The organism is Burkholderia sp. BCC1998 (assembly GCF_905339875.1).
In the GTDB taxonomy this organism is placed as follows: Bacteria; Pseudomonadota; Gammaproteobacteria; order Burkholderiales; family Burkholderiaceae; genus Burkholderia.
The window spans coordinates 607,032-620,997 of sequence record NZ_CAJPHE010000002.1; the positions used below are offsets into that span (position 1 = coordinate 607,032).

Below are 13,966 nucleotides of genomic sequence, written 5' to 3' on the forward strand. Positions count from 1 at the left end.
CCTTTCGACGCCGCGCACCGCGCCGAACGGAACCGGGCGAACCGCTGACCGATTTCCCCCCCGGCGGTGCAACGGCATCCCCCGTCGCATCGCCGCTTCCGGTCCGGCATGGCTCGCGCGGGCCGTTCGCTGCGGCGCCAACCCGCGCCGCGCATGAACGGCCCCCGGCCCGCGCCGGTCGCTCGAACCGGTCGCACGCCGGCCGGCAGGTGTTGCGCCGCTGCTCCGTCGGAGCGCAGCGCAAGCCACACCTGCACCGATATTTCCCAGGAGACAAACCCATGCCAGGCCAAGGCAACACCCACCCGTCCGTCCCGCTTTCCCGTTCCGTGCCCGCCGACGGCGGTCACGGCAAATTCAAGAAGCAGTTGTCGCTGACCGACCTGACGTTCATCGGCCTCGGTGCGATCTTCGGTTCGGGGTGGCTGTTCGCCGCGAGTCACGTGTCGACGATCGCCGGCCCGGCCGGCATCTTCTCGTGGCTGCTCGGCGGCTTCGCGGTGCTGCTGCTCGGCATCGTCTACTGCGAGCTCGGCGCCGCGCTGCCGCGCGCGGGCGGCGTGGTCCGCTACCCGGTGTTCTCGCACGGCCCGCTGCTCGGCTACCTGATGGGCTTCATCACGCTGATCGCGTTCTCGAGCCTGATCGCGATCGAAGTGGTCGCCGCGCGCCAATATGCGGCCGCGTGGTTTCCCGGTCTCACCAAGGCCGGCTCGAGCGACCCGACCACGCTCGGCTGGCTCGTGCAGGCCGCGCTGCTGTGCTTGTTCTTTTACCTGAACTATTCGAGCGTGAAGACGTTCGCGAAGGCGAACAACATCATCAGCATCTTCAAGTTCATCGTGCCGCTGTCGGTGATCGCGGTGCTGTTCACGTTCTTCAAGCCCGCCAACCTGACCATGCACGGCTTCGCGCCGTTCGGCATGCCGGGCATCGAGATGGCCGTGTCGGCCGGCGGCATCATCTTCGCGTACCTCGGCCTCACGCCGATCGTGTCGGTCGCGAGCGAAGTGCGCAATCCGCAGCGCACGATCCCGATCGCGCTGATCCTGTCGATCCTGCTGTCCACGCTGATCTACGTGCTGCTGCAGCTCGCCTTCATCGGCAGCATCCCGACCGACATGCTGGCCGCCGGCTGGCACGACGTGAGCAAGGCCTTCTCGCTGCCGTACCGCGACATCGCGCTCGCACTCGGCGTGGGCTGGCTCGCGGTAATGGTGGTGGCCGACGCGATGATCTCGCCGAGCGGCTGCGGCAACATCTACATGAACGCGACGCCGCGCGTCGTCTACGGCTGGGCGAAGACGGGCACGTTCTTCAAGGTGTTCACGCGTGTCGACGAAGCGTCGGGCATCCCGCGCGCGGGCCTGTGGCTCACGTTCGGCCTCGCGATCTTCTGGACCATGCCGTTCCCGTCGTGGGAAGCGCTGATCAACATCGTGTCGGCCGCGCTCGTGCTGAGCTACGCGGTCGCGCCCGTGTCGGTCGCCGCGCTGCGCCGCACCGCGCCCGGCCTGCCGCGGCCGTTCCGCGCGGTGGCGTTCGGCATCACCGGCCCCGCGTCGTTCGTGATCGCCGCGCTGATCGTCTACTGGTCGGGCTGGAGCACGGTGTCCTGGCTGCTCGGCCTGCAGATCGTGATGTTCGTGATCTATCTCGCGTGCCGCCGCTGGGTGCCGACCGCGCACCTGAGCATCGCCGAACAGGTGCGCTCGTCCGCGTGGCTGATCGCGTTCTACGCGGCCATGATCGTGCTGTCGTACTTCGGCGGTTTCGGCGGCACGGGCCAGCTCGCGCATCCGTACGACACGGTCGTCGTCGCGGCCGTCGCGCTCGTGATCTTCTACTGGGGCGCCAACACCGGCATCCGTTCCGACAAGCTGCAGCTCGAAGACGACGAAGACTGACGCACCCGCTTTCCCCTTTCCACTCCGGCCGGGCGCATCACGTCCGGCCCCGCATTTTCCGAGGAAGAACCATGCAACTCACAGGTCAGCTCCTGATCGGCCAGTCGGCCGTCGCCGGACAGAACGGCACCCTTCACGCGATCGCCGCCGCGACCGGCGAACCGCTCGAGCCCGCGTTCGGCGGCGCGAGCCTGCACGACCTGGAGACGGCCTGCGCGCTCGCCGACGAAGCCTTCGACACGTATCGCGAAACGGGCCCCGAGCAACGCGCCGCGTTTCTCGACGCGATCGGCCGCAACATCATGGCGCTCGGCGACGACCTGATCGAGCGCTGCGTCACCGAAACGGGGCTGCCGCGCGCACGCATCGAAGGCGAACGCGGCCGCACGGTCGGCCAGCTCGCGCTGTTCGCGTCGCTCGTGCGCGACGGCGGCTACGTCGATGCGCGCATCGACCCGGCCCGTCCGGACCGCAAGCCGCTGCCGCGCGTCGACCTGCGCCTGCGCAACGTCGCGATCGGGCCGGTCGCCGTGTTCGGCGCGTCGAACTTCCCGCTCGCGTTCTCGGTCGCGGGCGGCGATACGGCATCGGCACTCGCGGCCGGCTGCCCGGTGATCGTCAAGGCGCACTCCGCGCACCCGGGCACGTCCGAGCTCGTCGGCCGTGCGATCCAGCAGGCCGTGCGCGAATGCGGGCTGCCGGCCGGCGTGTTCTCGCTGCTGTTCGACGCGTCGCGTGAAATCGGCCAGGCGCTCGTCGCCGATCCGCGCATCAAGGCCGTCGGCTTCACCGGCTCGCGCCGCGGCGGCGTCGCGCTGATGAACATCGCGGCCGCGCGCCACGAGCCGATTCCGGTCTATGCGGAAATGAGCTCGATCAATCCGGTGCTGCTGTTCCCGGCCGCGCTCGACGCGCGCCACGACACGATCGCGCCGCAATTCGTCGCGTCGCTCGCGCTCGGCGCCGGCCAGTTCTGCACGAACCCGGGCCTCGTGCTCGCGGTCGACGGCCCCGCGCTGCGCGCGTTCGAAGCCGCGGCGGCCACCGCCGTGCAGGCGAGCGCCGCGCAGACGATGCTCACCCCGCACATCCACGCGAGCTACGCGCAAGGCGTGGCCACCCTGCGCGCGCACGACGCGGTCGAGTTGCTCGCGGAAGGCGTGGAAGGCGGCCGCTACCAGGCGCGCGCGGCGCTGTTCGCGACGTCGGCGGACGCGTTCATCGCCCACCCCGAACTGCGCGACGAAGTGTTCGGCCCCGCGTCGCTGATCGTGCGCTGCCCGGATACCGACACGCTGCACCGCGTGCTGAAGTCGCTCGAAGGCCAGCTGACGATCGCCGCGCATCTCGCCGACGGCGACGCCGCGCTGTTCGCCGCGCTGCGCCCGACGCTCGAGCGCAAGGCCGGCCGCATTCTCGTCAACGGCTTCGGCACGGGCGTCGAGGTCGGTCATGCGATGGTGCACGGCGGCCCGTTCCCGGCCACGTCCGACACGCGCACGACGTCGGTCGGCGCACGCGCGATCGAGCGCTTCCTGCGCCCCGTGTCGTACCAGGACGTGCCGGACGCGCTGCTGCCGGACGCCATCCGCAACGGCAACCCGCTGAACGTGCCGCAACGCATCGACGGCATGCCCGCGCCGCGGGAAGCGCGCGATGTCTGAGCCGCTCGCCGACGTCGTCCTGTCGCTCGACGAGGTGCACGCACTCGCGCTGCGGGTGCTGACGCACCACGGGATGTCCGCTGCGCACACGCAGGCGATCGCCAGCGTGATCACGCAGGGCCAGCGCGACGAGTGCCACTCGCACGGCGTGTACCGGCTGCTCGTGTGCGTGCGCTCGCTGAAGAAAGGCAAGGTCGATCCGCAGGCCGTGCCGACGCTGCGCCGGCTGTCGTCGTCGATCGTCTCGGTCGACGCGCATCGCGGCTTCTCGTTGCTGAGCTTCGAGACCGGCCTGCCGGTGCTCGTCGAGATGGCGAAGCAGCACGGAATCGCCGCGATGACGATCAACCGCTGCTACCACTTCTCGGCGCTGTGGCCCGAGGTCGAGGCGATCGCCGCCGAGGGGCTGGCCGGCATCGCGATGAACCCGAGCCACAGCTGGGTCGCGCCGGAAGGCGGCCGCGAACCGGTGTTCGGCACCAACCCGATCGCGTTCGCGTGGCCGCGCCCGGACGGCGTGCCGTTCGTGTTCGATTTCGCGACCAGCGCGATCGCGCGCGGCGACATCGAGCTGCATGCGAAACAGGGCAAGGCGATCCCGCCGCACTGGGCGATCGATGCCGACGGCCAGCCGACCACCGACCCGAAGGCCGCGCTGCAGGGCGCGATGCGTACCTTCGGCGGCCACAAGGGCTCGGCGCTCGCGGCGATGGTCGAACTGCTCGGCGGCGCGCTGATCGGCGACATGACGAGCCAGGAGTCGATGGAATTCGACGAAGGCGTCGGCGCGACGCCGTGCCACGGCGAACTCGTGATCGCGTTCGACCCGAAGGTGTTCCTCGGCGACGAGCTTGACGCGGGCCTCGCGCGCGGCGAGCGGATGTTCGCGTCGATCACCGGGCAAGGCGCGCGGCTGCCGTCGCAACGGCGCTTCGATGCCCGCGCGCGCAGCATCGCGCACGGCGTGCGGATTCCGAAGGCGCTGTACGACGAAATCCTGACGCTGCTCGACTGACGCGCGATCGGCGGGTACGGCGCACGGCTTCATCATCGGCAGAACGGGCGATGAAGCCGCCGCCCGGCTCCGCCGGCGATGGCCGGCGTCCGCCTTCGTGCCTGGTGCGCCCGGTTCGCCTTCACGCTCGGCGCACCGAGGCGCTGTCCGGCGCACCACGCCACCCGTGCCCTCGCCCGTGTCCGCGGGCGCCGCACGCCCGGCGGCTGTGGGATAATCGCCGAGTTTGCCCAGGGCGCAGCTCAAGAGGTTGTTCGCACGGGCGCGCGAGAGGCCTTTATTCCCGTGCCTCCACCCTTTTCCGCGATATTTCTTCAGCCATACCATGCCCACATACCGTTCCAAAACTTCCACCGCCGGCCGCAACATGGCAGGTGCGCGCTCGCTGTGGCGCGCCACCGGCATGAAAGACGACGATTTCTCGAAGCCGATCATCGCGGTCGTCAACTCGTTCACGCAGTTCGTGCCCGGGCACGTGCACCTGAAGGATCTCGGCCAGCTCGTCGCGCGCGAGATCGAGGCCGCCGGCGGCGTCGCGAAGGAATTCAACACGATCGCGGTCGACGACGGCATCGCGATGGGCCATGACGGCATGCTCTATTCGCTGCCGAGCCGCGACATCATCGCCGACTCGGTCGAATACATGGTGAACGCGCACTGCGCGGACGCGATGGTCTGCATCTCGAACTGCGACAAGATCACGCCGGGGATGCTGATGGCCGCGATGCGCCTGAACATCCCGGTGATCTTCGTGTCGGGCGGCCCGATGGAAGCCGGCAAGACGCGCCTCGCGAACCCGGTCACCAAGGCCATCGAACTGAAGAAGCTCGACCTCGTCGACGCGATGGTGATCGCGGCCGACCAGTCGTATTCGGATGCCGACGTCGCCGAAGTCGAACGCTCGGCGTGCCCGACCTGCGGTTCGTGCTCGGGCATGTTCACCGCGAACTCGATGAACTGCCTGACCGAAGCGCTCGGCCTGTCGCTGCCCGGCAACGGCACGGTCGTCGCGACGCACGCCGATCGCGAGCAGCTGTTCAAGCGCGCCGGCCGCCGCATCGTCGAGCTGACCCGCCAGCACTACGAGCAGGACGACCTGCGCGTGCTGCCGCGCTCGGTCGGCTTCAAGGCGTTCGAGAACGCGATGACGCTCGACATCGCGATGGGCGGTTCGACCAACACGATCCTGCACCTGCTGGCGATCGCGCAAGAAGCCGGCATCGACTTCACGATGAAGGACATCGATCGCCTGTCGCGCAGCGTGCCGCAGCTGTGCAAGGTCGCGCCGAACACGAACAAGTACCACATCGAGGACGTGCACCGCGCCGGCGGCATCATGGCGATCCTCGGCGAGCTCGACCGCGCCGGCAAGCTGCACACCGACGTGCCGACCGTGCACGCGCCGTCGCTGAAGGACGCGCTCGACCAGTGGGACATCGTCCGCACCGAAGACGAAGCGGTCCGCACGTTCTACCTGGCCGGCCCGGCCGGGATCCCGACGCAGGTCGCGTTCAGCCAGGACACGCGCTGGCCGAGCCTCGACCTCGACCGCGCCGAAGGCTGCATCCGCTCGTACGAGCATGCGTTCTCGAAGGAAGGCGGCCTCGCCGTGCTGACCGGCAACATCGCGCTCGACGGCTGCGTGGTGAAGACGGCCGGCGTCGATGAAAGCATCCTCGTGTTCGAGGGCTCGGCCCACGTGACCGAGTCGCAGGACGAAGCGGTCGAGAACATCCTGAACGACAAGGTCAAGGCCGGCGACGTCGTGATCGTCCGCTACGAAGGCCCGAAGGGCGGCCCCGGCATGCAGGAAATGCTGTACCCGACGAGCTACATCAAGTCGAAGGGCCTCGGCAAGGCATGCGCGCTGCTGACCGACGGCCGCTTCTCGGGCGGCACGTCGGGCCTGTCGATCGGTCACTGCTCGCCGGAAGCGGCGGCGGGCGGCGCGATCGGCCTCGTGCGCGACGGCGACAAGATCCGCATCGACATCCCGAACCGCACGATCGACGTGCTCGTTTCGGACGAGGAGCTCGCACGGCGCCGCGAGGAGCAGAACGCGAAGGGCTGGAAACCGGCGCAACCGCGCCCGCGCAAGGTGTCCGCCGCGCTGAAGGCCTATGCGAAGCTGGTGATGTCGGCCGACAAGGGCGCCGTGCGCGACCTGTCGCTGCTCGACGACTGACGCGCGCGGCGGGCCGTACGACGGGCCCGCCCGCCTAGATCGGGAGCCGCTCTCCGGAGCGGCATCGGACTGCTGACGAACCCCACGTTTTTCGGAGCGTGGGGTTTCGTTTTTTCAGGAACAGGCTTGCAGGGGCGCGATGAGCGAGCCGACCGATCCGTTTTTCGTCCGGCGCAGGCCAAGGGCCGCGACCCCGCTGCCGTCGGCCGGTCAACGGCGAAACTCGTCGCTGCTGCCTCCACCCCCGCCACCGCCGTGGTTCCCGCCGCCGTTTCCGCCGCCCTGCGGCCGTGCGCCGCCGTAACCTCCACCACCCTGATGCGTCGGCGGCACCATCATCCGGGCCGCGCCACCGCTCGGTGCGGGCGGTGGCGATTGCGGCGGGGGCGCCGGCTGACGGGCAGCCGCGCCAGGCATCGGCGCGGGCGCGGGCGCGGGTGCGGCCTGCGGCGCCGGCGCGCGGTTCGGGCCGTTCCAGCCGCCGCGCGTGGCCGACGGCCGTGCATCATGCCGCTCGGACGGCTCGCCGCCCGGCACGCGCTGAACCGGCCCGCCCGGCTGCGGGCGCCCGTAGGCCGGCGGCATCCCGCCGGGGCCGATGCGCGGCTCGGCGCGATGCTCCCAGCGATCGCGATCGTGAAACCACGGCCGGTGGCGGTAGTAGCGGTCCCAGTACGCGCCGATCGCGAACCCGGTCACCGGCACGCCGATGATCGCGCCGTATTCGAGCAACGGCACGTAATTGCCCTGGTACGGATAGTCGAGCTGCTCCGCGTCGATCCAGCCGCGCACGCCCGGCAGCGCGACGTCGCACCACGAGTAGTCGCTGAGGCAGCCGAACACGTCCAGCGCGGTGCCGGGCGGGACCTGCGCGACGACCGGAAAATCGGGCGCCGGCCCCGCATAGATTTCGGCCCCGGAATTCGTATAGGCGCTGCTTTGCGCGTCGGCGAGGCCCGGTATCGCGGCGACACCGAACAGGACGACGCACAGACTTCGGATGATCGTGTTGCTCATGTTGCTCTCCCGCGCGGTGCCGCCACGCGTCGGTCAGTGTCGATGGCCCCCGCCCCAATGCCCGCCTCCCCAGTGGCCGCCGCCCCAGGGACGGCGCCAGTACCCGCCGCGGTAGCCGCCGCCCCAATGCCCCCAGAAGCCGAGGCCGATCGTGACGGGCGGCCCGTACCAGCCCGGGTAATACGCGGGATAGTAAGCCGGGTAAGGCACATAGACCGGCGCGGCATATACCGGAGCCGGCGCGTCGGCGTAATCGTCCGCCGGCGGCGGCACGGCCGGCACCGCGGGTGTCGACGGGACGACCGGCCCGGCATTTGCCGGCGCTGCCGGGAGTTCGCGCTGCGACACCGTGGCAGGCACGGGTGCGTAATACGGCGCGTAGCCGTACGGGCTCGTGTAATAACAACCGCTCAGCGCGAGCATGGCCAGCGCCATGACGGCAGGCCTCGCGGCGGAAATCGGGTTCATTTCATGCTCCGAAGGAATCCGCGCGTCGCTGCGTGGCGCGCGCCTGACTCTAGCTTACGTCCCCCGCATATTTCTGCGGGTTTGATCCGTTACTTTTTGTTTCCACGGATCGAATGCGGGTCGTAACCGGGCGGGCATGCCGCGTGCTCGCGCGTCAGCCGCGCCGACGTTGAAGTTGACGCAAATGCCCTCAACTTGAATATCGAGTCAGGCTGGCCGGCGCGGACGGGCGTTCGCGGCCCCCGGGAGCCTGAAACCCGCGGACTTCGGCCCGCCCAGACAGGAACGCGGCTCACGCCGCCATCGACATGACTACGCCACGCCCCACGCTTCGGGCGGACACGCCCCTCGATCCGATCATCCAGCTGCTGGCGCTTGCCGGCGAACAGGGTTATCTGACGCACGCCGACCTCGTCGACGCGCTGCCGCCGGAAAGCGACAGCCCCGACGCGCTGGACGTCGTGCGCGCCGCGCTCGCGGACATCGGCATCGCCGTGCTCGACGAGCCGGCCGCACCGGTGCCGTTCGCGGGCGCGGCGCCGGTCGACGTCGATCGCGACGCGCTCGACGAGGGCCGTGCGCTGCTCGGCGATCTGGCCCGCGGCACGAGCGCATCGACCGATCCGCTCGCGCTCTACATGCGGCGCATCCATGCGGTGCCCCTGCTCAAGCGCGAGGACGAAATCGTGCTGGCCCGCGAGATCGAAACGGGCCGCCATCAGATCCTGCACGCGCTCGCCGGCTGTCCGGCGGCCGTCGAGGCGCTGCTCGCGCGCCACGGCGCGACGAGCGCAACCGGCGCGGCCGCCAACGACGGCGATGACATCGGCGACGGCGAAGGCAACGCACCGGTGCCTGCACGCTACGACACGCTGCAGGACGCGGTGATGGCCGTGCGCCGCGCATTGCACGCGCAGGGCTGCCGCTCGGCCGAATACCGCGACGCGCGCAACCGTCTGGCCGCGCTGCTCGGTTCGCTCGCGTGGGTGGCACCGGCCGTCGACGACGCAAGCCGCGTCGTGCGCGCACTGGCCGCCGCGCCGGTCGACGCCGCGACGGACGCCGCCGCGGGCACCGACGCCGCGTGCTTCGACACGGTCGCGCGGCGCGCGCTCGGCGCCGCGCTGAGCGACGGCCAGCAGAAGGTGCGCGACGGTACGCGCGCGATGCTCGAGGCGAACCTGCGGCTCGTGCTGTCGATCGCGCGCAAGTACATGAACCGCGGCGTCGACCTGCCCGACCTCGTGCAGGACGGCTGCCTCGGCCTGATGCGCGCGATCGAGAAGTTCGAATACCGGCGCGGCTTCAAGTTCTCGACCTACGCGACCTGGTGGATCCGGCAGGCGGTCGCGCGCGCGGTAGCCGATCGCGCGCGCACGATCCGCGTGCCGGTGCACGTCGGCGATCAGTACCAGCGCGTGCATCGGCACGCACTGCGCTTCCGCCAGCGCACCGGCCGGCGCGCGACGCCGGCCGAACTCGCGGCCGAAACCGGGCTCGCCGAGGACAAGCTGCGCGCGGTGCTCGCGCTCCCTGCCGAGCCGGTGTCGCTCGACGCGCCGCTGCCCGACGCGGACGCCGGCCTCGTCGACCTGATCGAGGACCAGGCATCGGCGAGCCCGTTCGAGCAGCTGGCCGACACGCGGATGCGCGAATGCGTGACGTCGCTGCTGCGCTCGGTCACGCCGGCCGAGGCCGACGTGCTGCGCCGCCGGTTCGGCCTCGGCGGCGCCGAGCCCGACACCTACGACGCGATCGCGCAGGACGCGGGCATGTCGCGCGAACGCGTGCGGCAGATCGAGAAGCGCGCGCTCGCCGCGCTGCGCACGGCCGCGGAGGCGGAAGGCGCGCAGACGTTCCTCGAAGCGTGACACATCGCACGTTCGTGCCGCGACCCGGCACGAACGTGCGCGGCCCGCTTCCGCCTGTGCAACGTTTGCTATTGACGCACATCAAGTTTTGTTCGTCGCCGGCCCCGACAATATGTTGAAATAAAAGGTAGACCGGCGCGTGACCCGCCGCGTCCATTCCGTTTGCACATCCCCGGGCTCCGCACATGCAAACGACCATCGGCCAGACACACGAGGAAAACCGGCAAATCGCGGCCTGCCTGCGCGAAGCCGCGCAGTTGCTTGCCGAACAGGGGGCGAATCCTTATCGGGTTGCCGCCTACCGCGCGTCGGCCGACACGATCGCCGCGCTCGAAGACGGCATCCGCACCCGGTTCGACGCGGGCGGCGTCGATTCGCTCGCCGCACTGCCGGAGATCGGCACGGGCGTCGCCCAGGCGATCGCCGAATTGCTGGTGACCGGACGCTGGCGCCTGCTCGACCGGCTGCGCGGCGACGCGGAGCGCGCGTCCGCATTCGAAGCCGTGCCGGGCATCGGCCACGCGCTCGCGCTGCGGATTCACGACCAGTTGCACATCGATACGCTCGAGGATCTCGAACGCGCGGCCCGCAGCGGACAGCTCGAAGCGATCGCGGGCGTCGGCCCGCGTCGCGCGTCCGGCATCCGCGCGGCGCTCGACGACGTGCTGACCCGGCGCCGGCGCTGGCAAGGCCACGCGCGCAACGCCGATCTCGGCACGGAGCCGCCGGTCGAGCTGCTGCTGTATATCGACCGCCTGTACCGCAACAAGGCCGCCGCCGGCATCCTGCCCACGCTCGTGTCGCGTCGGCTGAACGCGGACCTGAGCGTTCAGCCGCCCGTGATGCACATAACGAAAGGCGGCTGGCATTTCACCGCGCTGTGCCCGTATCCGGTTCGCCCGCAGGAGTCCACCCGCACCGCCGACTGGGTCGCGCTCTACTTCTACGATGCGCTGCAATGCGAGTACCAGAGGACGGTCGTCACCGAAACGCTCGGCTCGCTCGTCGGCAAGCGCATCGTGCGCGGACGCGAGATGGAGTGTCGTGTGTATTACGCGGGATGATCCGCTCGGGAGCGCCGGCCGCCGCGGTACGGCCGCCCCGCCGCCCGCCCGCGCCGTTCCGGCAAACCGGACCGCTTGACCGCTTACGTGCCATCCGTCTTCGTGCGGCGCACCGGATGACGATGCGCGGCGATGCGCAGCAGCTTGCGGAACGACGGACACTCGAGATGACTCGGCGCCGGGCACACGGCCGCATGGCGCAACGCATCGCGCACCGCGCCGAGACGGCGGATCGTACGGTCGAGCTCGTCGGCCTTGTCGTCGAGTTTCGCGCGGTCGAGCGCGGGACGGCCGTCCGCGCCGAACATCGCAAGAATGTCGTCGAGCGAAAAGCCGGCCTCGCGGCCGAGCGCGATCAGCGCCAGGCGCTCGAGCACCGATTCGTCATACTGGCGCCGCAGCCCGTGACGGCCGGTCGGCACGATCAATCCCTTTTCCTCGTAGTAGCGCAGCGTCGACGCGGGCAATCCCGAGCGGCGCGCGACATCGGCGATGTCCAGACGGCTCATGCTTGATCTCAAGTGAACTTGAGGTTGCAAGATAGCGGCCCGACTCCTCCGACACAAGCCCGGACCGCCCCGCCGTTGCCGCAGCCGCCCCGCTGCTGCCTGCCGATTCAGCGGCGCCGCGCCCGCGTCATTCGCCGCCGCTGTCGATCAGGTTGTGACGCACGCGCCCGAGCAGGCGCACGAGCGTGTCGCGCTCGTCGCGCGTGAAGCCGCGCAGCCCGTCGTCGGTGACGGTGTCGCCCACTTCCAGCATCTGCGGAAAGATCTCGCGCGACTTGTCGGTCAGCCGGATCACGAACGCGCGGCGATCGTCGTCGTTCGCGATGCGTTCGATCCACCCGCAGCTTTCCATCCGGTCGAGCAGCCGCGTCAGCGAGATCGGCGTGATCTCGAGCCATTCCGCGAGCCGCGCCTGATTCATCTCGCCCTTCCACGTCAGGTACGCGAGCACGCGGCTTTGCGCGCGCGTCAGTCCGAGGCGCTTCGCGCGCCGGTCGAACAGGCGTCCTTGCAGGCGGGCCACGTCGGAAATCAGGTAGCCGATCCGGTTCTCGTAAGTCTTGTCCATGCGGCGATTATAGGGGCAGGCCGCGAATGACCCGCGGCTCGGATCAAGCGATGAGCACAAACATAATAAGCATGCTTATAATTCGAGCCGTACCGGATCGCCGCCCACGGTGACCGCCCCACGGAGACACCCGCTTGAATCCCGCCGCTGACGCCCCCGCCTCGCCGCCCGCCCTCAATCGGCCGATGCTGACCCTGTCGATCATGCTCGCGACGCTGATCCAGACGCTCGACAGCACGATCGCGAACGTCGCGCTGCCGCACATGCAGGGCACGCTGTCTGCGTCGCAGGACGAGATCACCTGGGTACTGACTTCCTACATCGTCGCCGCGGCGATCGCGACGCCGCTGACCGGCTGGCTGTCCGACCGGCTCAGCATGAAACGGCTGCTGACGATCTCGATCGCGGGCTTCACGATCGCGTCCGCGCTGTGCGGGCTGTCCGAGTCGCTCGTGCAGATCGTCGGCGCGCGGCTGCTGCAGGGCGTGTTCGGCGCCGCGCTGGTGCCGCTGTCGCAGTCGATCCTGCTCGACATCAACCCGCGCGAGAAACAGGGCCAGGCGATGGCGATCTGGGGGATGGGCGTGATGGTCGGCCCGATCCTCGGCCCGACGCTCGGCGGCTGGCTCACCGACAGCTACAACTGGCGCTGGGTGTTCTTCATCAACGTGCCGATCGGCGCGTTCGCACTGGCCGGCGTGCTGACCTTCCTACCCGCGCGCGCACCGCGCCCGCACGTGAAATTCGACGCGTTCGGCTTCGCGACGCTCGCGCTCGCGATCGGCGCGTTCCAGGCGATGCTCGACCGCGGCGAACAGCTCGACTGGTTCGGTTCGTACGAGATCCGCATCGAGGCGCTCGTCGCGGCACTGAGCTTCGCGTTCTTCCTCGTGCATACGGCGACCGTCGGCCACGCATCGTTCTTCAAGTCGGAATTGCTGCGCGACCCGAACTTCGCGACCGGCACGCTGTTCATCTTCGTCGTCGGCGCGGTGCTGTACGCAACGCGCGCGCTGCTGCCGCCGATGCTGCAGAACCTGATGGGCTATCCGGTCGCGACGACGGGGCTCGTCACCGCGCCGAGCGGCGCGGGCACGATGATCGCGATGCTGTTCGTCGGACGATTGCTGAAATACGTGGACGCGCGGGCGCTGCTGCTCGCCGGGCTGGCGATTTCCGCGCTCGCGCTGTGGCAGATGATGCAGTACACGATCGTGCTGTCCGAGGCGGACATCGTGTGGCCCGGGGTGGTCCAGGGCTTCGGCCTGGGGCTCGTGTTCGTGCCGCTGAGCGCGCTGTCGTTCTCGACGCTGCAGCCCGAACTGCGCGCGGACGGCACGGCCACCTACAGCCTGATGCGCAACATCGGCAGCAGTATCGGCATCTCGATCGTCCAGACGCTGATGACGCGCAACACGCAGGTCGCGCATGCCGACCTCGCGACCCACATCACGCCGTTCGACCCGGCCGTGCAGGCGATGGCCGGCAGCCACGTCGACATCGCGCTGCTCGACCGCACGATCAACCAGCAGGCCGCGATGATCGCCTACCTGAACGACTTCAAGCTGATGTTCGTCGCGACGCTGCTGATGATCCCGCTGTTGCTGCTGATCCGCCCGCCGCAGAAAACGGCGAGCGTCGACGTCGCGCACGCGGCGATGGATTGACGCAGTGCGGCGGGCACCTGCCCGCCGCGGG

11 protein-coding genes are annotated in these 13,966 nt (G+C 69.7%); 7 read left to right on the forward strand and 4 right to left on the reverse strand.

The window, feature by feature from the left end; all coding sequences use genetic code 11:
• The first annotated feature begins 281 nt into the window (after positions 1 to 281).
• The 4 genes from U5A56_RS06020 (at position 282) to ilvD (ending at position 6,771) form a co-directional block, all read left to right on the forward strand.
• Positions 282 to 1,907: an APC family permease gene (locus tag U5A56_RS06020; RefSeq protein ID WP_044842883.1), complete on the forward strand. Its 1,626-nt coding sequence runs from the start codon at positions 282 to 284 to the stop codon at positions 1,905 to 1,907.
• 71 nt (positions 1,908 to 1,978) lie between these two features.
• Positions 1,979 to 3,571: an aldehyde dehydrogenase (NADP(+)) gene (locus tag U5A56_RS06025; protein ID WP_321921354.1), complete on the forward strand. Its 1,593-nt coding sequence runs from the start codon at positions 1,979 to 1,981 to the stop codon at positions 3,569 to 3,571.
• Entirely contained in the window at positions 3,564 to 4,586 is a 1,023-nt protein-coding gene (locus U5A56_RS06030) for an Ldh family oxidoreductase (protein WP_321921356.1), read from the forward strand. Before U5A56_RS06025 ends, U5A56_RS06030 begins: the two co-directional genes overlap by 8 nt.
• Before the next feature lie 325 nt (positions 4,587 to 4,911).
• Entirely contained in the window at positions 4,912 to 6,771 is a 1,860-nt protein-coding gene (gene ilvD, locus U5A56_RS06035; RefSeq protein WP_044842880.1) for a dihydroxy-acid dehydratase, read from the forward strand.
• Between the two features lie 210 nt (positions 6,772 to 6,981).
• Here the strand turns inward: ilvD and U5A56_RS06040 are convergent, their stop codons facing one another.
• Both U5A56_RS06040 and U5A56_RS06045 read right to left on the reverse strand, forming a co-directional pair.
• A complete protein-coding gene (locus tag U5A56_RS06040) occupies positions 6,982 to 7,788 on the reverse strand; it encodes an SH3 domain-containing protein (RefSeq protein WP_321921358.1) in 807 nt (268 codons plus the stop codon).
• A gap of 33 nt (positions 7,789 to 7,821) precedes the next feature.
• Entirely contained in the window at positions 7,822 to 8,256 is a 435-nt protein-coding gene (locus U5A56_RS06045; RefSeq protein WP_044843995.1) for a hypothetical protein, read from the reverse strand.
• A 308-nt stretch (positions 8,257 to 8,564) separates the two neighbouring features.
• Between U5A56_RS06045 and U5A56_RS06050 the strand changes: the two genes are divergently transcribed.
• Both U5A56_RS06050 and U5A56_RS06055 read left to right on the forward strand, forming a co-directional pair.
• Entirely contained in the window at positions 8,565 to 10,127 is a 1,563-nt protein-coding gene (locus U5A56_RS06050) for a sigma-70 family RNA polymerase sigma factor (protein WP_321921360.1), read from the forward strand.
• Between the two features lie 185 nt (positions 10,128 to 10,312).
• On the forward strand, positions 10,313 to 11,191 hold the full coding sequence (locus U5A56_RS06055) for a helix-hairpin-helix domain-containing protein (RefSeq protein ID WP_321921362.1): 879 nt from the start codon (positions 10,313 to 10,315) through the stop codon (positions 11,189 to 11,191).
• Between the two features lie 83 nt (positions 11,192 to 11,274).
• Here the strand turns inward: U5A56_RS06055 and U5A56_RS06060 are convergent, their stop codons facing one another.
• Positions 11,275 to 11,700 carry a helix-turn-helix domain-containing protein gene (locus U5A56_RS06060; protein WP_321921364.1) on the reverse strand — a complete coding sequence of 142 codons (426 nt, stop codon included), beginning with the start codon at positions 11,698 to 11,700 and terminating at the stop codon, positions 11,275 to 11,277.
• 127 nt (positions 11,701 to 11,827) lie between these two features.
• Positions 11,828 to 12,268 (reverse strand): MarR family transcriptional regulator, encoded by a 441-nt coding sequence (locus U5A56_RS06065; RefSeq protein WP_321921366.1) that lies wholly within the window; start codon positions 12,266 to 12,268, stop codon positions 11,828 to 11,830.
• A gap of 134 nt (positions 12,269 to 12,402) precedes the next feature.
• On the opposite strand from U5A56_RS06065, the gene U5A56_RS06070 reads away from it, so the two are divergent.
• Positions 12,403 to 13,935 carry a DHA2 family efflux MFS transporter permease subunit gene (locus tag U5A56_RS06070; RefSeq protein ID WP_321921368.1) on the forward strand — a complete coding sequence of 511 codons (1,533 nt, stop codon included), beginning with the start codon at positions 12,403 to 12,405 and terminating at the stop codon, positions 13,933 to 13,935.
• The last annotated feature ends 31 nt before the right edge of the window (positions 13,936 to 13,966 follow it).

What these genes read in the sequence shown, in the direction of transcription:
- U5A56_RS06020 (WP_044842883.1), top strand. Translation starts at nt 282, where the DNA reads ATGCCAGGCCAAGGCAACACCCACCCGTCCGTCCCGCTTTCCCGTTCC.
- U5A56_RS06025 (WP_321921354.1), top strand. Translation starts at nt 1,979, where the DNA reads ATGCAACTCACAGGTCAGCTCCTGATCGGCCAGTCGGCCGTCGCCGGA.
- U5A56_RS06030 (WP_321921356.1), top strand. Translation starts at nt 3,564, where the DNA reads ATGTCTGAGCCGCTCGCCGACGTCGTCCTGTCGCTCGACGAGGTGCAC.
- ilvD (WP_044842880.1), top strand. Translation starts at nt 4,912, where the DNA reads ATGCCCACATACCGTTCCAAAACTTCCACCGCCGGCCGCAACATGGCA.
- U5A56_RS06040 (WP_321921358.1), bottom strand. Translation starts at nt 7,788, where the DNA reads ATGAGCAACACGATCATCCGAAGTCTGTGCGTCGTCCTGTTCGGTGTC.
- U5A56_RS06045 (WP_044843995.1), bottom strand. Translation starts at nt 8,256, where the DNA reads ATGAACCCGATTTCCGCCGCGAGGCCTGCCGTCATGGCGCTGGCCATG.
- U5A56_RS06050 (WP_321921360.1), top strand. Translation starts at nt 8,565, where the DNA reads ATGACTACGCCACGCCCCACGCTTCGGGCGGACACGCCCCTCGATCCG.
- U5A56_RS06055 (WP_321921362.1), top strand. Translation starts at nt 10,313, where the DNA reads ATGCAAACGACCATCGGCCAGACACACGAGGAAAACCGGCAAATCGCG.
- U5A56_RS06060 (WP_321921364.1), bottom strand. Translation starts at nt 11,700, where the DNA reads ATGAGCCGTCTGGACATCGCCGATGTCGCGCGCCGCTCGGGATTGCCC.
- U5A56_RS06065 (WP_321921366.1), bottom strand. Translation starts at nt 12,268, where the DNA reads ATGGACAAGACTTACGAGAACCGGATCGGCTACCTGATTTCCGACGTG.